19 protein-coding genes are annotated in these 18,141 nt (G+C 37.2%); 11 read left to right on the top strand and 8 right to left on the bottom strand.

Features of this window, described 5'->3' with window-relative positions; translation table 11 throughout:
* Nucleotides 1–9: 9 nt before the first annotated feature.
* Both Q0947_RS00615 and Q0947_RS00610 read right to left on the bottom strand, forming a co-directional pair.
* Nucleotides 10–819, bottom strand: coding sequence for a lysophospholipid acyltransferase family protein (locus Q0947_RS00615; protein WP_299390132.1), 810 nt, complete (start codon nt 817–819; stop codon nt 10–12).
* A gap of 87 nt (nt 820–906) precedes the next feature.
* On the bottom strand, nt 907–1,548 hold the full coding sequence (locus tag Q0947_RS00610) for a CoA pyrophosphatase (protein ID WP_299390129.1): 642 nt from the start codon (nt 1,546–1,548) through the stop codon (nt 907–909).
* 6 nt (nt 1,549–1,554) lie between these two features.
* Here Q0947_RS00610 and Q0947_RS00605 point away from each other — a divergent pair, with 6 nt between their 5' ends.
* Both Q0947_RS00605 and Q0947_RS00600 read left to right on the top strand, forming a co-directional pair.
* Nucleotides 1,555–2,262 (top strand): peptidylprolyl isomerase, encoded by a 708-nt coding sequence (locus Q0947_RS00605; protein ID WP_299390126.1) that lies wholly within the window; start codon nt 1,555–1,557, stop codon nt 2,260–2,262.
* Nucleotides 2,263–2,323: 61 nt separating this feature from the next.
* Nucleotides 2,324–4,483, top strand: coding sequence for a M3 family metallopeptidase (locus Q0947_RS00600; RefSeq protein WP_299390122.1), 2,160 nt, complete (start codon nt 2,324–2,326; stop codon nt 4,481–4,483).
* A 52-nt stretch (nt 4,484–4,535) separates the two neighbouring features.
* On the opposite strand, the gene Q0947_RS00595 is transcribed toward Q0947_RS00600, so the two are convergent.
* Complete coding sequence (locus Q0947_RS00595) at nt 4,536–5,141, bottom strand: trimeric intracellular cation channel family protein (protein WP_299390119.1); 606 nt, start codon at nt 5,139–5,141, stop codon at nt 4,536–4,538.
* Between the two features lie 613 nt (nt 5,142–5,754).
* Nucleotides 5,755–6,471 carry an RDD family protein gene (locus Q0947_RS00590; protein ID WP_299390115.1) on the bottom strand — a complete coding sequence of 239 codons (717 nt, stop codon included), beginning with the start codon at nt 6,469–6,471 and terminating at the stop codon, nt 5,755–5,757.
* A gap of 24 nt (nt 6,472–6,495) precedes the next feature.
* Here Q0947_RS00590 and Q0947_RS00585 point away from each other — a divergent pair, with 24 nt between their 5' ends.
* From Q0947_RS00585 to Q0947_RS00565, 5 genes are all read left to right on the top strand, one after another.
* On the top strand, nt 6,496–7,476 hold the full coding sequence (locus Q0947_RS00585; RefSeq protein WP_299390112.1) for a stage II sporulation protein M: 981 nt from the start codon (nt 6,496–6,498) through the stop codon (nt 7,474–7,476).
* On the top strand, nt 7,477–8,202 hold the full coding sequence (locus Q0947_RS00580) for a hypothetical protein (protein ID WP_299390109.1): 726 nt from the start codon (nt 7,477–7,479) through the stop codon (nt 8,200–8,202).
* Nucleotides 8,199–9,404 (top strand): DUF4350 domain-containing protein, encoded by a 1,206-nt coding sequence (locus Q0947_RS00575; RefSeq protein WP_299390106.1) that lies wholly within the window; start codon nt 8,199–8,201, stop codon nt 9,402–9,404. The genes Q0947_RS00580 and Q0947_RS00575 overlap by 4 nt, the downstream gene beginning before the upstream one ends.
* Nucleotides 9,405–9,408: 4 nt before the next feature.
* Entirely contained in the window at nt 9,409–10,461 is a 1,053-nt protein-coding gene (locus Q0947_RS00570; protein WP_299390103.1) for a MoxR family ATPase, read from the top strand.
* 151 nt (nt 10,462–10,612) lie between these two features.
* Entirely contained in the window at nt 10,613–11,839 is a 1,227-nt protein-coding gene (locus Q0947_RS00565; RefSeq protein ID WP_299390100.1) for a DUF58 domain-containing protein, read from the top strand.
* A gap of 112 nt (nt 11,840–11,951) precedes the next feature.
* Here Q0947_RS00565 and Q0947_RS00560 read toward each other — a convergent pair whose 3' ends face one another.
* Nucleotides 11,952–12,431: a Dps family protein gene (locus tag Q0947_RS00560; protein ID WP_299390097.1), complete on the bottom strand. Its 480-nt coding sequence runs from the start codon at nt 12,429–12,431 to the stop codon at nt 11,952–11,954.
* 105 nt (nt 12,432–12,536) lie between these two features.
* Between Q0947_RS00560 and Q0947_RS00555 the strand changes: the two genes are divergently transcribed.
* A complete protein-coding gene (locus tag Q0947_RS00555; protein ID WP_299390094.1) occupies nt 12,537–13,475 on the top strand; it encodes a LysR substrate-binding domain-containing protein in 939 nt (312 codons plus the stop codon).
* 27 nt (nt 13,476–13,502) lie between these two features.
* Here the strand turns inward: Q0947_RS00555 and Q0947_RS00550 are convergent, their stop codons facing one another.
* The 3 genes from Q0947_RS00550 to Q0947_RS00540 form a co-directional block, all read right to left on the bottom strand.
* Nucleotides 13,503–13,703 carry a hypothetical protein gene (locus tag Q0947_RS00550; protein WP_299390091.1) on the bottom strand — a complete coding sequence of 67 codons (201 nt, stop codon included), beginning with the start codon at nt 13,701–13,703 and terminating at the stop codon, nt 13,503–13,505.
* 135 nt (nt 13,704–13,838) lie between these two features.
* Nucleotides 13,839–14,639, bottom strand: coding sequence for a TIGR00266 family protein (locus Q0947_RS00545; RefSeq protein WP_299390088.1), 801 nt, complete (start codon nt 14,637–14,639; stop codon nt 13,839–13,841).
* A 134-nt stretch (nt 14,640–14,773) separates the two neighbouring features.
* Nucleotides 14,774–15,229: a DUF4442 domain-containing protein gene (locus Q0947_RS00540; RefSeq protein WP_299390085.1), complete on the bottom strand. Its 456-nt coding sequence runs from the start codon at nt 15,227–15,229 to the stop codon at nt 14,774–14,776.
* Between the two features lie 144 nt (nt 15,230–15,373).
* On the opposite strand from Q0947_RS00540, the gene Q0947_RS00535 reads away from it, so the two are divergent.
* The 3 genes from Q0947_RS00535 to Q0947_RS00525 all read left to right on the top strand — a co-directional run bounded on the left by Q0947_RS00535 (nt 15,374) and on the right by Q0947_RS00525 (nt 18,127).
* Complete coding sequence (locus tag Q0947_RS00535; protein WP_299390082.1) at nt 15,374–15,820, top strand: DUF4870 domain-containing protein; 447 nt, start codon at nt 15,374–15,376, stop codon at nt 15,818–15,820.
* Nucleotides 15,821–16,017: 197 nt separating this feature from the next.
* Nucleotides 16,018–16,362 carry a PadR family transcriptional regulator gene (locus Q0947_RS00530; RefSeq protein ID WP_299390079.1) on the top strand — a complete coding sequence of 115 codons (345 nt, stop codon included), beginning with the start codon at nt 16,018–16,020 and terminating at the stop codon, nt 16,360–16,362.
* The gene (locus Q0947_RS00525) at nt 16,355–18,127 is read left to right on the top strand and encodes a PspC domain-containing protein (protein ID WP_299390076.1); all 1,773 of its coding nucleotides are present in this window, start codon (nt 16,355–16,357) and stop codon (nt 18,125–18,127) included. Before Q0947_RS00530 ends, Q0947_RS00525 begins: the two co-directional genes overlap by 8 nt.
* Nucleotides 18,128–18,141: the final 14 nt, after the last annotated feature.

Here is an 18,141-nt window from a genome sequence, read left to right as displayed (position 1 = left end):
TTAGCATTTCTATTCTTCAACTTTCCATTTACGAAGTTTGTTCAACTCTTGCTGTGCCATGATTTCTTCCTGAGGAATCACCTTTAAGAAAGAAGGGTGTTGCTCAATGGCGTATTCAATTTTTTCAACAATCTGATCGATTGTTTCGTTGTCGTAGTCAATTTCTAATGGCGCCTTAATCTCCATAGATTGAAGAATGTTCTTTTTCTTGATACGAATCCCTTTTTTATCAAAGGAACGTCTAAATCCGTCAATCACAATAGGAACAACGACTGGCTTATAGCGTTTAATAATGTGCGCCGTACCCTTTCTAATCGGTTTAAACGGGGTTGTAGTACCTTGCGGGAAGGTAATCACCCAACCATCATCCAAAGCCTTAGAGATAGCGGTAATATCGCTCATCTTAACCTGTCTTTTCACATCCTTACCTTCTGCTCTCCAAGTACGTTCAATACTAATAGAACCCACGTAAGCTAATATTTTTGGCAACAGGCCTGCCTTCATGGTTTCCTTAGCAGCAACATAATAAATGTTCAATTTCGGATTCCACAAATACCCAATGTTCTTAATATTATCATCACGATCACTCAAACTTGCGTTGAACACATGGAACATAGCCACAACATCAGCAAAATAGGTCTGATGGTTGGAAATGAACAGCACATTGGTGTCCGGCAGATTTTTTATAATCTCAGAACCATCAATTTGAAGCTCATTAAAGCCTCTAAATCGTCTGTGGGTCAAGGCTCCCAAGATTCGGATGAGCCATTTTTTTACAAAAAGTATATGTCCAAAAGGGTTTTTCTTAAATAATCCCATTATTTCTTTTTACGAATTATGATATACTGGTTACACATGATCAATCTTCAGCATATTCCAAAAAACAAATTTAATAAAAACCACAACTTAGACTACTATTTTCAACAAGTCTTTTATTTCACTGAGCATCATGGCCGTTGCCCCCCAAACCGTGTGTCCGTTTAATTTAAATACCGGAACCTCAACTTCCTTATTTAAGGAGGTCATTATCCGTTGCGATGTAACATATTCATCATTAATGAAATCATTGAAGGTCACCTCAATGAGATCTTCAACCTCATCATCTTGTTTAAGGAATTTTGGCGTCTCATTTGTGACTCCCAAAAAGGGATATACCGTAAAATTACTCGGCGGAATATACAATTCGGTCATTTGTCGTAACACGGTTATGGCACCAAATGGCACACCAATTTCCTCATAAGTTTCTCGTAAGGCAGCATATTCTAGCGACGGATCGTTAGGTTCTAATTTGCCTCCAGGAAAACCAACTTGTGCAGAATGGACGCCTTTGTAGGTTTTTCTCAATATTAAAATCAGCTTGGTGTTTTGCTGAACATCAGGATAGAACAAGGCCATTACCCCCGCTTTTTTAGCGTTTTTCATGGCTTCTTGTTGCTGAAGAATCAGTTGGGTACGATAAGGAGGCGACATTTTAAACTGTGAATCTTGCCCGGGAAGGGGAATATGTTCTATTTTTGAGATAGATTTTAAAAATATTTCAAAATTCATTTAGTCATGAGAATTTTAGTGTTCATTGGCTTATTTTTCGTTTTTCTCAACTGTGAAGATAAACAATCTCGCCAAAAAGCAAACAATTCAGCAGCAGATTCCTTAACCACTTCAACAATTGTGGAGGAGAAAAAGGAACCACAAAAACCCCAGCGCAAATACCCTAAACTCACCGATAAAAATGCGATGGAATTCTTTCTGGAATATGAGAAAGAACATAAAGAAAATAAGGTCCGCATTACCACCGATTTTGGTACGATAGACATTCTTCTGTTTGATGAGACCAAGTTTCACCGTGCTAATTTCATCTTCCTTACTAAACAACGCTATTTCGATAATACCCAATTTTATCGCATTGTCAAAAATTTTGTTATTCAGGGCGGCAGTAGTGACGACCTATCTATTGCTGAAAGACGGCAAAAAATCGGTCAATACTTACTCCCAACAGATACAAACCGCGGATTTGTTCATGACAGAGGCGTCATCAGTATGCCAAGTAGTGAAATTGAAAACCCACACAAACTAGCCTCCCCTTATCAATTTTTTATCGTTCAAAAACATGGTGGCGCCCATCATCTTGATGGCAGCTACACTGTTTTTGGAAAGGTAATTGACGGTATGGACGTTGTAGATAAAATTGCTTCCCAAGAAACAGATGGCTCTGAATGGCCATTGAATAATATCTATATCCGTAGCGTGGAAATTATAAATTAATTAAGAAAATTGAGGCTTAAATTCAATATCTTGGAAACTTTAAAAATCAACACTTATACTAATGACAAAACACAACCTCAGACACATTAAAACCTTGAGTTTATGTGCACTAATTGCCTTTACGACCAGTTGTAAAGACGAAGAAAAAAAAGAAGACACAATGGCTAATAATGAAAACATTCTGCTACAAGAATGGACAGGCCCATTTGACGGTGTTCCTGCATTTGACAAAATGGACGTCAAGGACGTTAAGGAAGCTGTAGAAAAAGGAATGGAACTCGGTTTGGAGGATATTGAAAAAATCGCCAACAACCCAGAACCTCCAACTTTTGAAAACACTATTGCTGCCATGGAACGCTCTGGAAAAGAGTTGGACCGCGTGTTTACCTACTATGGTATCTTAAGCAGCAACATGTCTTCTCCTGAGTTTAGAGATATCCAAACAGAGTTAGCTCCTAAATTATCTGAATACAATTCTAAAATCTCCCAAAACGAGAAATTATTTCAACGTATAAAAGCAGTTTATGATGCTTCACAAACCACGCCTTTAGATGCAGACCAACAACGTGTAGTTGATTTAACCTACAAAAGCTTCGAAATGAACGGTGCCAACTTGGATGCTGAGAAAAAGAAGCGCTATGCTGAAATCAACAAGGAATTATCTTCACTTTACACGAAGTTTTCAAACAATGTATTGCACGACGAAGAGAACTATGTAACGTATTTGACTAAAGAACAATTAGGAGGCTTATCTGAATCTTTTACAAAATCTGCAGCTAAAATAGCGTCAGATAAAGGACAAGATGGCAAATACGCAATTACCAACACGCGTTCTTCAATGGATCCGTTCTTGACGTACTCAACAGAGCGTGAGTTACGCAAACAAGTGTGGAACAATTACTATTCTCGTGGTGATAATGGTGACGAATATGACAACAAAGAGCTAATCGCACAAATCTTAAAACTTCGTAAAGAGCGTGTTGGCTTAATGGGCTATGATAATTATGCAGAATGGCGCTTACAGGACAGAATGGCTAAAACTCCAGAAAATGCAATGGATTTAATGATGGCTGTTTGGCCAGCGGCTATTGCAAGAGTTAAGGAAGAAGTAGCTGATATGCAAGCTGTGGCTAATGCCAATGGCGACAACATTACTATTGAGCCTTGGGATTACCGCTACTACGCTGAAAAAGTACGTCAGAAAAAATACGATTTAGACAGTGAAGAAGTAAAACAATACCTTCAACTTGATAAATTAACCCAAGCTTTATTTTATACTGCTGGACGATTATTCAACTATGAGTTTACGCCAGTTGCTGAAGGATCAGTTCCTGTATTTCATGACGACGTGAAAGTTTGGGAAGTAACTGATAAGGATTCAGGAAAACATATCGGATTATGGTATTTAGACCCGTTTGCACGTGAAGGAAAACGTTCTGGAGCTTGGGCAACTACGTACAGAAGCCACACAACTTTTGATGGAGATGAAACCGTTTTGGCTTCTAACAACTCTAACTTCGTGAAACCAGCTCCTGGTGAGCCTGTTTTAGTGTCATGGGATGATGCTACTACATTTTTCCATGAATTTGGACATGCACTCCACTTCTTCTCTTCTAACGTGAAATACCCAACCTTAAACGGTGGCGTAAGAGATTACACAGAATTCCAATCGCAATTATTAGAGCGTTGGTTATCTACGGATGAAGTGATCAATCAATTCTTGGTGCACTATAAAACTGGCGAGCCTATCCCAGCATCATTGGTTGAAAAAATCAAGAAGGCATCAACATTTAATCAAGGCTTTGGCACTACAGAATACTTAGCTTCAGCATTGATTGACATGAAATTGCATTTAGCTGATCCTGAAAATATCGACATCGCTAAGTTTGAGCGTGAAACCTTAAAGGAATTGAAAATGCCTAAAGAATTGGTAATGCGTCACAGAACGCCACAGTTTGGTCACGTGTTTTCCGGTGAAGGTTATGCTACTGCATACTACGGCTATATGTGGGCTGATGTGTTAACGAGTGATGCTTCGGAAGCTTTTAAGGAAGCTCCAGGAGGATTCTACGATGCTGATGTTGCTAAGAAATTGGTAGACTATCTATTCGCTCCAAGAAATTCTATGGATCCAGCAGAAGCGTATCGTTTGTTTAGAGGACGTGATGCTAAGATTGAAGCCTTAATGAGAGACAGAGGTTTCCCGGTTCCTAAAAAATAATGAACATCTAATTTTTAATAAAAATGCCACGTTTTAAAGCGTGGCATTTTTTTTATGCTTTATATAAGCTTGGTAAACTAATTTTGAATTTAACGGCTATCAATCGCACCGTAATAACGATAGCCCCCGCAACCATAAACACAATATTTTCTTCAATAGGAAATTGACTTAAAGCAAAATAAGCAATGCCCCCTAAAATACAAGCAGTTGCATAAATTTCCTTTCTGAATATGATAGGAATTTCATTACACAACATATCTCTTAGCACGCCTCCAAAACATGCGGTCATGGTCCCTAAGGAAATGCAAATAATGGGATGCAAACCTATCGCCAATCCTTTTTGTATACCTACAACCGTGTAAAGAGCTATTCCGATAGTATCAAATAAGAATAAGGAAGTACGTAAATAATTGATTTTTTGACGGAAGAGAACTGTGAAAATGGTCGCACCAAAAATCACATAAACATAGGTCATGTTAGTCATCCACGTTACTGGCGTAATACCAATTAAGACATCTCGCATGGTACCGCCTCCTACCGAGGTTACGAAAGCAATGATCAAAACACCAAAGGCGTCCATTCTTTTATCCATCGCTATAGATACACCTGAGATTGCGAAAGCAATGGTTCCAAGAACATCAATGGTAAGTAGAAACATAGATTTATTGTAAAAAGTTCAGCGTCCAAAGATAGGAAGCCTTAGAATGAATTTAAACTTTAATGGGAGAAATGTGTTTTTGTGGGGGAATTGAGGGTGAAAAGGATGGATTTAAAATAATAGAATTTATTTTGACAACTATCCTAAAATCCCGGATTGGCCCTTCGACTGCGCTCAGGACAAACTGGATTAATAGGTTTGGTGAATTGCGCTTGATACAATATTTGTTTTTTTTTAAGATGCTGATTGTTGGAAGAATAAGGGGTTGGCACAAGTTTTGAAACCATTTAATAAGGTAATGCAGATTATAATCTTAAGATCCCGCAAAAAAGGCGGGATAAGCGATTCGCACAAGGAGAATTTTGATAAATAAATTACGGTAGTATTCTTAAGATCCCGCAAAAGGGCGGGATAAGCGATTCGCACAAGTTTTTGTGACCATCTAATAAAATAATTCAGATTATAATCTTAAGATCCCGCAAAAAAGGCGGGATAAGCGATTCGCACAAGTTAGACCTTCTTAACAAAATATAGGTTACACTCTTGAGATCCCGCGAAAAGGCGGGATAAGCGATTCGCACAAGTTTTGTAAAAACAAAACTTGGCTCTCTGCTTACATCCCTTGAGTGTAATAATTATAATCCTTTAAAATGGTGTCGATAAACTGAATGTCGTTGCCATTAATAGCCTTTACCCCTATCACTTCCGTAATCTTATTTCGCAACTTAATTAGGGTTTGGTAATCGTTGGTGGATTTTGCCATGGTAAACGTTTCTTTTATAATCCGCGCGTCATTATCTGAAAGTTTGATGACCGTAGGATAGGTCGGTTTGTAATTGTCGTGCAATTCTTCTAAAATGGTATGGCTGATATTGACTTTGTCTTTTAGTAAAATCACCGAAGTACCTGCGGCCATATCGCCAAATCGCTGTGATCTTTTATTAAATATGATTACGAAAAACCCCAAACCCAGAATGTATATATCGACAATCCTAAAAAACCATCGCACCACATAATCTGCTAGGGAAGCTTGATAGCCATCTATTTTTACCACCTTTATATTCATGATTCGCTTCCCAATGGTTTGTCCTTCCATTAAAGATTCCAATGCCAGCGTATAAAACACCACAGGAAGCCCTAACACCGTATTGATTCCAATTTGAGACCATTGATCCATATCCTGAAACGCACCAACAGTCATGTTTAAAATGGTCAGATAGCCGATTTTAATTATGCTGTCAATAATGAATGCCAACAAACGCTCACCAGCTCCGGCTGCCGTAAAATTTATTTTTACATTTTGAGTGGTGTTAATTTGTAACTCTGCCATTTTATATTTTAATTTAACAACTGTATGAGAGAAGTAGCGTTTATCAAGCAAAATAAGGAAAAATGGCTAAGCTTTGAAACCGCTATTTTCAATAATGACTTTAAAAATCCTGACGAACTCGCCTCTCAATACATCCAACTGATCAACGATTTATCTTACGCACAAACCTACTACCCCAAAAGTAAAATAATTACCTACTTAAATCAATTAGCTGCCAAGGCTTTTCAAAAAATTTACAAAACCAAGCGCGAGGACAGTAACCGAATTGTCTCTTTCTGGAAAACCGAAGTGCCTTTAATCATGTTCCACTATCGGAAGTTTGTGTATATCGCCTTTGCCATCTTTACCGTATTTACCGCAATTGGCGTTATTTCCGCTGCTAATGATGGGGAGTTTGTACGGTCTATTTTAGGCGATGAGTACGTCAATATGACTTTAGAGAATATAGAGGCGGGAAATCCGGTAGGGGTCTATAAAAGTGGTAGCAATTGGGGGAGTTTTATTGGCATTACGGTAAATAATTTGCGTGTGGGCATCATTGCCTTTGTCATGGGCGTTTTTGGCGGACTCGGCACCGTGTATATCCTGTTCAAAAACTGCATCATGCTGGGCTCATTTCAATATTTCTTTTATGAAAAGAATGTGTTTTGGGAAAGTGTTAGAGGCATTTGGATACACGGATCAATGGAAATCTTCGCCATTGTAATTGAAGCAGCTGCAGGACTGATTCTAGGCGCAAGCATTCTATTTCCTGGAACCTATTCAAGATTCACATCATTTAAAGAAGGTGCCAAAACAGGGATAAAAATCGTTATTAGCACCTTCCCATTTACTTTTTTCGCAGGCTTTTTAGAAGGGTTTATCACCAGATATTCACAAGAGATGCCCAAAATGATATCCGTTGGGATTATCTTAGTCACTTTAGGAATTATCAGCTATTATTATCTCGTATATCCTTTTAGGGTACAGAAGAGATTGAAAGCTGAACTGACGCCCTTCAATTAAATGAAACTTAACCTGACGCTTATTTTTCTGGTCTGCACCTTTTTGCTCAATGCGAACACATCGCTCTGGGCAGAAGCCACCGTGCAACAACCACCAACTGAACGTCAGTTTAACGATGGCTTTAAAGAGTCGTATTCCGGTAGAAAATACAATTACAAAGGCACTCCAAAAGCGCGTTCATCTTCTGCTCACCAACAACAAAACGCCGAATATTCAGAGGACCAGCCTTACATTCCAGAAGAAAGCGCTGACGGATTTTCATTCAACTTCAATGGTTTAAATTGGATGTTTGTAGTCATTCTGTTTCTTGCTGTCGGCTATTTAGCCTACACACTTTTAAATGATGGGAGTAGCAAGCTGTTTTCGTCACGAAAAAACACGCAGATCAACTCATTCACGGACATTTCTGCTGAAAACATAGCGCATGTCGACATTAAAACACTCATCAAGAATGCTGAAAACACAAATGATTACCGTTTAGCCATCAGATATTATTATCTATTAGTGCTGAAACAGTTGACGCTAAAAAACTTTATTACCTACGAGGAAGACAAAACCAATGCAGATTATATGCAGGCTATTGCTTCTCAAAAATTCAGTAAAGATTTTGCCTATACCTCCTATATTTATAATTACACCTGGTACGGTGAGTTTGCACTAAATGCTGAGCAGTATCAATTGGCAAAAGAGAGTTTTGTTCAACTTATAAAAAAGGTGAACTCGTGAATAAAAACGTCATCACCATAGTAGTTATCATCATTGCAATCATCAGCATTGCCATCACTATTGATTATAATAGCAACCGTACCGTAGATTGGACAGAGAGCTTTAATGAAAAAAGCAACAAACCTTATGGTGTCAGTGTGCTTTATAAAGAATTACCCAAACTCTTTAAGGACCAAAAAATCAAAACCATTTATTATACCCCCTATAATTATTTTTATGCGAATTCAGAGGATGGTTATGGCGATCATATTGCTGAAGGTAATTATCTATTGATTGGCAACTCAGATTATCTAGACGACGCAGACATTGAGGAACTCCTGATATTTGCTGGTCAGGGCAATACCTTATTCATGTCCGACTACACCTTTCCAAAAATGCTTTTGGACACATTACAGCTAACAGTAGATGATATTAAAAACAAGGACAGCATCAGCAAATTAAGCTTTAGTGATGCAGCTTTAAGATCTAAAAACGTCGACATTGATAAAAGTGACAGCACTGCGTATTTTTCTAAAATCGACAATGAAAATTTAACGGCTTTAGGATACATTAATGACAATCCTGATGTAATCAACTTCTTAAAAGTTCCATTTGAAGAGGGCAACATCTATTTGCATTTAGAACCAAAAATTTTCACCAATTATAATATTTTAAAAGATAACCGGTACCGTTACACAGAGGGCGCTCTCTCCTATCTGCCAGATGCTACCATTTATTTCGATTCGTATACCAAATACCTTAATTCTCAATATGGCGATGCAGAGAAAAAATCGCAATTGAGCTGGTTTTTAGAACAGCCATCGTTTAAATGGGCATGGTATTTAACGATTATCTTGACGTTGCTTTTTATGGTTTTTAATGCGAAAAGGCGACAACGCATCATCCCTATTGTGAAACCGTTAGAGAATACTACCGTTGGCTTTGTAAAGACAATTTCCAATTTGTATTATGAAACTGAAGATCATAAGAATCTAATTGAAAAGAAAATCACCTATTTTTTAGAGAAAATACGATCGGATTATAATTTGGACACCACCACATTAAATGATGAGTTTATTACGAAACTCTCTCAAAAATCAGGGAAGAAAAAAGAATCCGTTCAAAAAACCATTACTTTCATCAACTGGTTACGGACTAAAAATGAGTTTTTTGAGGAAAACCTCTTAAAGCTCAATAAATATATTGAAGAATTTTATTCATAATTATATGGAAGCACACGAACAAAATTTAGAAGGACAAACACCACATTCGTCTGGTCCCGATATAACTCAAGAAGAAAACACCCAAGATTTAACCTTTACCAACCGTTTGGATCTTTCGGAATTGCAACAGAACGTTCAAAACATTAAGCAGGAAATAGGCAAGGTAATTGTTGGGCAAACGGACATGGTTGACATGCTTTTAGCATCCTTACTCGCCAAAGGCCATTCCTTAATTGAAGGCGTTCCGGGTGTTGCTAAAACCATTACCGCAAAATTAATGGCCAAATCTTTAAGTGTCGGATTTAGCAGAATTCAATTTACGCCCGATTTAATGCCGAGCGATATTTTAGGAACCTCGGTGTTCAACCTAAAAACAACCGAATTTGAATTCAAAAAAGGACCTATTTTCAGTCAAATGATTTTGATTGACGAAATAAACCGTGCTCCTGCAAAAACACAAGCTGCACTCTTTGAGGTGATGGAAGAACAGCAAATCACCATTGATGGGCACTTTTATAAATTAGAGTCGCCTTTTATGGTATTGGCCACCCAAAATCCTATTGAGCAAGAAGGTACCTACCGTTTGCCTGAAGCGCAATTAGATCGTTTTTTGTTTAAAATCGTGGTGGATTACCCTAATCATGAAGATGAAGTAGAGATCTTAGTGCGCGAACAACAACTTCAAAACCGCGTTAAAACAGATGCCATTACACCGTTTTTGACGGCAGAGCAAATCGTGTCCTATCAATCCCTGGTGACCCAAGTATTGGTAGAAGAACATCTATTAAAATATATAGCCGATTTAATTGTCGCTACCCGGAACAACCCATTTTTATATTTAGGGGCTTCACCACGAGCATCGATTGCTATTTTAAAAGCCAGTAAAGCCTTTGCAGCGATGGAAGGTCGTGATTTTGTAACGCCTGAAGACATTAAACGTGCAGCGATTCCGGTGTTACACCATCGTGTTATCGTTACGCCAGAACGTGAAATGGAAGGCATTACTAGCACAGATGTCATTAAACAGATTATTGAAAACGTAGAAATTCCTAGATAAAAACATTTTTAATTCCTGAATTTATAGCCAATAACCCATCATCACTTTGAACTTCTTTAAATCCTTCTACATACAGCCTAGGTTTTTTTATAGTGGATTGTGCATTATAGCACTATTCGTATTCAGCTATTTTGTGCCTGTACTGTTTGGAGTGGCCCAACTTTTAATTTTAGTGGTGGTGATCCTATTTGTAGTGGATGTGGCAATGGTATTCGCAGGAAGCACCAAGATTAGCGGGAAACGCGTGTTACCAGATAAGTTCTCAAATGGCGATGCCAATCAAGTTGACATTATAATAAACAATCATTACCCGTTTGCAATTGACGCAACTGTTATTGACGAAGTGCCTGTACAATTCCAGATGCGTGACTTTAACATTAAACTGAGCATTCCACCAAAAAAGGAAAAGTCGTTAACCTATCAACTAAAGCCTACGCAACGCGGCGAATACCATTTTGGTCACTTGAATATTTACGCGTCGTCAAAAATCGGGCTGGTAGCAAAACGTTTTCAATTTAATGGGGAAGCCATGGTGCCCACCTACCCTAGCTTTAAGCAGTTGCGAAAATTTGAATTGCTAAACATCAATCATAATTTACAGGATTATGGTGTCAAGAAAATCCGTAGAATTGGCCATACCATGGAGTTCGAGCAAATTAAGGACTATGTATTGGGTGATGATTTACGCACCATTAATTGGAAGGCGACGGCTAAGAAGAATAGTTTAATGGTGAATCAGTTTCAGGACGAAAAGTCGCAACCCATATATTCAATCATTGATAAAGGCAGAATGATGAAAATGCCTTTTGAAGGCTTGAGTCTGTTGGATTATGCCATCAATGCGACTTTGGTAATCAGTAATGTGGCTTTGAAAAAACACGACAAAGCGGGTATGCTTTCGTTTTCCAAAAGTGTAGAAAACATAGTCGTGGCGCAACGTCGTAGTTCACAAATGCGTTTGATTTTGGAATCACTTTATAATGTAAAAACAGATTATTTTGAAAGTGATTTCAGCCGATTGTACGCCAACATGAAGCGGCACATCACCCAACGCAGCCTCATCCTACTCTACACCAATTTTGAAACCTTAGACGGTCTTAATCGTCAGTTGCCCTATTTAAAGGCAATTGCCAAGAACCATCTGATGGTGGTGATCTTTTTTAAAAACACAGAACTGAATGCGATTGTTGACCATAAGGCCACTACCATTCAACAGGTTTATGATAAAGTGATTGCTGAAAAATTCGCTTTTGAAAAGCGGCTCATCGTGCAAGAATTAAAAAAGTATGGCATTTATTCGATACTGACCACTCCAGAAAACTTAACTATCGATACCATTAATAAATATTTGGAGATTAAATCGAGAGGTTTGCTTTAACTTGTATTTAGGAAAATGTCATCGAAAATATAGCTAGGGCAACCTGTGATTAAGTGCAAATAAAAAGAGGACAGCTAGTCCTCTTTTTATATTTATTAATGTGAAATTCTATTTAAACCGTTTCTCCTAACCAAGCTTTCATCATCCAAACCGTTTTCTCTTGTTCTGTGATAAAATCGCTCATCATAGAATTTGTTCCTTCATCTCCTGTTTCGGCTGCCTTATCCAAAATCATACGTTCAATTTTAAGCAGTTCAGATAAAGAATCAACGATTAATTCTACAGCTTTTTCATCTTGTGAAACGTTCTTACCAACTTTAACTTTGGCTATTTTACTGTAATCTTCAAAAGTATGTAAAGGTGTTTCCCCTAAAGTTAAGATTCGCTCCGCTATTTCATCCACCTTTATATTGGCATCGGTATAAAGCTCTTCAAATTTGACATGTAAATCAAAGAAGCGCTTTCCTTTAATATTCCAATGAATTCCTCTCAGATTCTGGTAATACACTTGAAAATCGGCCAGTAATTCATTCAAATCATTTGCTAAATCCTTCGCTTTTTTGGCATCTAAACCAATCGTATTTAATGTCATCTTCTTATAATTTTTTGAGTTAATTCAAATTTAAGCTTTAATTAACTGACTTTACTATAGTTTTTATAGATAGTTTTTATATTTTTATAGTTTAAATGAATATCTATGACGATAACACAATTAACTTATGTTTTAGCGATTGCTGAACATAAGAATTTCACGAAAGCAGCGGAAAAGTGTTTTGTGACGCAACCTACATTAAGTACGCAAATACAAAAGCTGGAAGAAGAACTGAGCGTACTCATTTTTGACCGAAGCAAAAAACCTATCGAATTAACTGAAGTCGGTCGTAAAATTGTACACCAGGCTCGCAATATTGTAAATGAATCTGAGCGCATTCAAGATATCGTCGATCAGCAAAAAGGATTTATTGGTGGCGAATTTAGAATCGGCATTATTCCTACGGTCATGCCTACCTTACTTCCCATGTTTCTAAAAGCTTTTATTAAGAAATATCCTAAAGTGAAGCTTAAAATTGAAGAGTTGACCACTGAAGATATTATTGAACGTATAAAGGATGGTCACTTAGATGCTGCCATTGCCGCTACGCCTTTAGAAAGTGAAAACATTAAAGAACGCGTATTGTATTACGAACCTTTTGTTGGTTACATCCCTGAACACCATCGCCTTTACAAAAAGAAAACCATTGATGTTTCTGATTTAGAGATAGATGATATGTTGTTACTGGAGGATGGCCATTGTTTTAGGGATGGCGTCATTAATTTATGTAAAGCGTTTAAAGACCAGACTAATGAGAATTTTCAGTTGGAAAGTGGGAGCATAGAAACGCTCATCAAACTATCCAATGAAGGATTGGGCATGACATTGCTGCCATACTTACATACGCTAGAGCTTAATGAAAATTTAGTCAATAATCTTCATCACTTTAATGAGCCTACACCGGCGCGTGAGGTGAGTATCATTTATCATAAAAGTGAGTTGAAAATGCAAATCATTGATGCCTTACACGGGATTATCTCCGGCATTATTAGAGGTGCGATAGCCTTTCAAAATGTAAAAATAATCAGTCCATTAGCAAAATAAAAAAGCGACCGGTTGGTCGCTTTTTCATTATTCTGTTTTTAAATAGATTAAACATTGGTTTAGATCTGGATTCTGTAGTATTAAAGATTTAATAAAAACCTTTAGCTCTTCTAGTTCATAAGGTAATAAACGGTGAATAGCTTTTTGTACTTCTCTACAGAACAACGCAGCATCAAAACTTACTTTGCTTAGTACGGTTTTAGTGTACTCAAACATTGCTCTTGCCATTATTATTTAGTTTAGGTGATGATTAATAAGTAGATATGAATAATAGGCATATTTATTTTAGTTGTTTAAATTTAGTAAAAATAATTGACATCAGCCAACGACTTCTGTTACTTTAACAAATAATACCCAATATCGTTAAAAACGGTTATCTCCGTCAAGCAAATTTCCGAGGCCTCCAAGCACACTTCCTTCTCCTCTATCTTTCCCACCAGCTTGTGGTGCACTCGCCCACACACGCGCTGCCAATCTACTAAAAGGTAACGACTGAATGTAAACCGTACCCGGTCCTTGAAGTTTCGCATAGAATAAACCTTCTCCACCAAATAGTTTGTTTTTGATGCCTCCAATAAATTCAATATCATAATCTACATCTTGCGTAAATCCTACCAAACATCCGGTATCTACACGTAAGGTTTCGCCAGATTGTAACACTTTTTTAGCCATAGTGCCTCCTGCATGAATAAATGCCATGCCATCGCCTTCCAGTTTTTGCATGATGAATCCTTCGCCTCCAAAAAATCCACGCCCAATCTTTTTAGAAAATTCAATACCAACACTTACACCTTTGGCAGCACATAAAAAAGCATCTTTTTGACAGATAAATTTACCTCTAAATTCTGTGAGATCAATTGGGAGAATTTTTCCAGGGTATGGCGATGCAAACGAGACGTTTCGTTTCCCAGAAAGAACGTTGTAAAATGCGGTCATAAATAAACTTTCTCCGGTAAGGATACGTTTTCCCGCACCTAATATTGATCCTAAAAACCCTTTGGTTTGCTCAGATCCATCACCAAAAATAGTTTCCATTTTTATGCCGTCATCCATCATCATAAAACTTCCGGCTTCCGCTATAACGGCTTCCTGCGGATCGAGTTCTATCTCGACATACTGCATTTCTTCGCCGTAAATTCTATAGTCAATTTCGTGTGCTCTCATAATTCCCAAATATTAGTGCTATGATTTATTTTCTAGTGTATTGGTAGGAAGTTTTATAAAATTGTTACAAACGGGTAAATTTTCATATCTAAATTCATCCTGCTTCAAGTAGTAAAAAGAAAAGTCTCAGACTTTTAATTCTTCAGCTTAATGGTCCATTCAAAATTAAAATTAGATACTTCAATGCCTTCCTCGTTCCTACCCACAGAATTCATCCAAATGGTTTGCCCTTCTCCAGTTGCAATAGCTTTTTTAATGGCTTCATCAATTTTAGCCCCTTCATTGCATATAAAATTTATTCTGCCGGTCGCCTTTTTAGTAAAGGAACAATTGTTATTTGCCACCAACATCGATATCGGTTTTCCGCTTGCTTTAATTTTAGACATGACTAATGCGCCTGTTGTCAATTCCGCAGCCATGCCCTGTACGGCCCAAAACATAGAGTTGAATGGATTTTGGTTGATCCATCTATGCTTCACACTCACCTTACATTGCACATCATCAATATACGTTGTTCTCACGCCGCACAAATAGGCTGATGGCAGTTTAAAGCTTAAGAAAGCATTCAGTTTTCTTGGGGATATATTCATTATCAAGTTTTTATTGTTGCTAAATTATCATTTTTATCTCAGATATCAATTTGTTAATTTTATGTTAAATTACACTACTATGTTTTGCATAATACCTTCCTTTAGATATATATTTGCATAAGACACTATTATATACTTTTAGAAATGATAAGCAATCACCAAAAAAACATCGCCACATTTATTCACTTATCCACCTTTTCAGGATTCCTAATTCCTTTTGGGAATTTTATTGGTCCAGTCATCTTATGGATGACCAATAAGGAAAAGTCGGAGTTTGTAGATGCACATGGAAAGCAAGCCATTAATTTTCAAATCAGCATTTTACTATATGCCGTTATTCTTGCAGCTATTACCATTCCCGTATTGCTATTGAGTGTTTTGGGATCTGTAAATATTTTAGATTTCAACGATTTTGACACCATCCAATTCGACTTTGTAAACTTCAGTCCATTACTGATTACTGCTTTTAGCTTGGGATTACTGGCCGTTATCGGTTTTATTTTAGAACTCGTATTTATAGTCGTAGCAAGTTTAAAGGCAAGAGATGGCGAACTTTACAATTACCCATTAACAATCAATTTTTTAAAATAAATTTTCATCAACTACGATAGTCGTAGTCATCAATCAAATCATCAATTGCCTTAGGGCACAATCAAAAAACGAACAGTTTAACCATTAATCACTAATGAACATGACACAAACATTGTCAAACATCATTAATCAAACAGCATCTGTTGTGCAGCTTTGGAGCGTTAAAGAACATCAGATTAAAAAAACAGAAGAGACCTATGAAAATTGAAAACACAAAAGCACAAATGCGCAAAGGTGTCCTAGAATACTGCATACTCTCCATCTTAAAAGATGAAGATGCCTATGTAGCCGAGATTCTGGAAACACTTAAGGATGCAAAAATGCTTGTAGTAGAAGGCACCATCTATCCACTACTGACAAGGCTTAAAAATGCAGGGCTTTTAAATTATAGATGGGAAGAATCAACCTCCGGACCGCCACGTAAATATTATGGTCTGACAGAAACAGGCAAATTATTCCTAATGGAATTAAATACAACCTGGAGTGAATTACAAAACGCAGTCAACTTAGTTACCAACACAAAAAAAGCAAAAGATGAATAAGACAGTCAACATAAATTTAGCAGGTATATTTTTTCACATTGATGAAGATGCCTATATAAAATTACAACGCTATTTGGAGGCCATCAAACGTTCATTTACGGATTCTCAGGGCCGATCTGAAATTATAGCGGACATTGAAGCGCGTATTGCCGAACTTTTTAATGAGCGCGTTCAAAATGACAGACAGGTCATCAGAGTTCAAGAAGTTGACGACGTTATTTCCATTATGGGACAACCTGAAGACTATTTGGTAGATGATGAAATCTTTGAAGATGAACCAGAAAAAAGTTATCATAAGAAAAGCCAAAGTACTTTTTCTAAAAAGTTGTTTAGAGACACAGACAACTCTTATATAGGTGGAGTTTCTTCAGGTTTGGGACATTATTTAGGTGTTGATGCTATTTGGATGCGTTTACTTTGGATATTATTGGCCTTAGGTTCTGGCGGTACATTTATCTTAATCTATATCCTCTTCTGGATTTTAGTTCCTGAAGCGCGAACAACCGCTGAAAAGCTGACAATGACGGGCGAACCGGTTAACATCAGTAACATCGAAAAAAAAATTAAAGACGGCTTTGAAAATGTCTCTGAAGCCGTAAAAAACTTAGATCTGCCCAAACAAGGCAATAAAATAAAATCGGGGTCTAAAACTTTTTTTGATGCGTTGGGAGAGGTGATCATGTTTGTCTTTAAAATTTTCGCCAAGTTCATTGGTATCATGCTCATCATTATTGGTGCCAGCACGTTAATAGGACTTATCATCGCATTCTTTTCAGTAGGTGTTGCTGACGTTATTGAGATTCCTGGTATGGATTTTCTAGAAGCTACAAATGCTGCGAATGTTCCTATTTGGCTCATGTCTTTAATGTTGCTTTTTGCGATAGGCATTCCGTTTTTCTTCCTCTTCTATTTAGGTTTGAAAATATTGGTCAACAACTTAAAATCCATTGGTGCAATTGCTAAATTTTCACTCTTCGGATTGTGGCTCATGTCGCTTATTGGACTGGTAGTTGTTGGTGTAAAACAAGCCAGTGAATACACTGAAGATGCTATGGTGCAACACACTGAGAACTTAAATATCACAGCTAGAGACACCTTGTATGTTAACATGGCGCACAACAGTACTTTTAGCAAACAGTTTGGAAGAAACAGTAGCCAATGGCGTCCAATTTATGATGAAAAAGACAACAAACTACTGTATTTAACAGATGTTGAACTGATTTTGAAATCGACTAAAGATTCTGTGGCCTCCATCAGAATTGATAAAAGCTCTAAAGGAAGTACCTATCAAAGTGCCAAAGCCAGAGCAGAAAAAATCAATTACAACTATACCATTGTGAATAATAGATTAGAACTTGATGGGTTTTTAACGACTGCTTTTCAAAATAAATTCAGAGATCAAGAAGTCGAAGTCACACTTTATATCCCTGAAGGCACCGTTATCTATGCTGATCAAAACACGCATTCGTTTCATAGAAATCAATATTTAAGATCGAATTCAAGAGATAAAAACGTGAAGGGCCATTATTTACAGATGTTGGATAACGAAATCAAATGCTTGGATTGTCCTGAAGATCTTAAACAAGACTCTGATTATAACGATGACGGTGATGATGATGCTTCTGGAATCAGGATTGACGAAAACGGTATCAAAATTAAAAATGATTCGAATTCAGTCGAAATTAATCAAGACGGCATCAAATCAAATTCAGAACGTGTAAAGGTTAATATTGATGGGAATGGTATAAAAATTACAACAGACTAATACCAATAATTAGC

The organism is uncultured Gelidibacter sp., from assembly GCF_947500795.1.
Lineage (GTDB): Bacteria > Bacteroidota > Bacteroidia > Flavobacteriales > Flavobacteriaceae > Gelidibacter.
Note: the sequence above shows the minus strand (reverse complement) of the source record. Positions and strands in the feature narration are given on the sequence as shown.

Bases quoted from the DNA above. Each gene is read 5' to 3' on its own strand.
- Q0947_RS00615 (WP_299390132.1), bottom strand. From the start codon at position 819: ATGGGATTATTTAAGAAAAACCCTTTTGGACATATACTTTTTGTAAAA.
- Q0947_RS00610 (WP_299390129.1), bottom strand. From the start codon at position 1,548: ATGAATTTTGAAATATTTTTAAAATCTATCTCAAAAATAGAACATATT.
- Q0947_RS00605 (WP_299390126.1), top strand. From the start codon at position 1,555: ATGAGAATTTTAGTGTTCATTGGCTTATTTTTCGTTTTTCTCAACTGT.
- Q0947_RS00600 (WP_299390122.1), top strand. From the start codon at position 2,324: ATGACAAAACACAACCTCAGACACATTAAAACCTTGAGTTTATGTGCA.
- Q0947_RS00595 (WP_299390119.1), bottom strand. From the start codon at position 5,141: ATGTTTCTACTTACCATTGATGTTCTTGGAACCATTGCTTTCGCAATC.
- Q0947_RS00590 (WP_299390115.1), bottom strand. From the start codon at position 6,471: ATGGCAGAGTTACAAATTAACACCACTCAAAATGTAAAAATAAATTTT.
- Q0947_RS00585 (WP_299390112.1), top strand. From the start codon at position 6,496: ATGAGAGAAGTAGCGTTTATCAAGCAAAATAAGGAAAAATGGCTAAGC.
- Q0947_RS00580 (WP_299390109.1), top strand. From the start codon at position 7,477: ATGAAACTTAACCTGACGCTTATTTTTCTGGTCTGCACCTTTTTGCTC.
- Q0947_RS00570 (WP_299390103.1), top strand. From the start codon at position 9,409: ATGGAAGCACACGAACAAAATTTAGAAGGACAAACACCACATTCGTCT.
- Q0947_RS00560 (WP_299390097.1), bottom strand. From the start codon at position 12,431: ATGACATTAAATACGATTGGTTTAGATGCCAAAAAAGCGAAGGATTTA.
- Q0947_RS00555 (WP_299390094.1), top strand. From the start codon at position 12,537: ATGACGATAACACAATTAACTTATGTTTTAGCGATTGCTGAACATAAG.
- Q0947_RS00550 (WP_299390091.1), bottom strand. From the start codon at position 13,703: ATGGCAAGAGCAATGTTTGAGTACACTAAAACCGTACTAAGCAAAGTA.
- Q0947_RS00545 (WP_299390088.1), bottom strand. From the start codon at position 14,639: ATGAGAGCACACGAAATTGACTATAGAATTTACGGCGAAGAAATGCAG.
- Q0947_RS00540 (WP_299390085.1), bottom strand. From the start codon at position 15,229: ATGAATATATCCCCAAGAAAACTGAATGCTTTCTTAAGCTTTAAACTG.
- Q0947_RS00535 (WP_299390082.1), top strand. From the start codon at position 15,374: ATGATAAGCAATCACCAAAAAAACATCGCCACATTTATTCACTTATCC.
- Q0947_RS00530 (WP_299390079.1), top strand. From the start codon at position 16,018: ATGAAAATTGAAAACACAAAAGCACAAATGCGCAAAGGTGTCCTAGAA.
- Q0947_RS00525 (WP_299390076.1), top strand. From the start codon at position 16,355: ATGAATAAGACAGTCAACATAAATTTAGCAGGTATATTTTTTCACATT.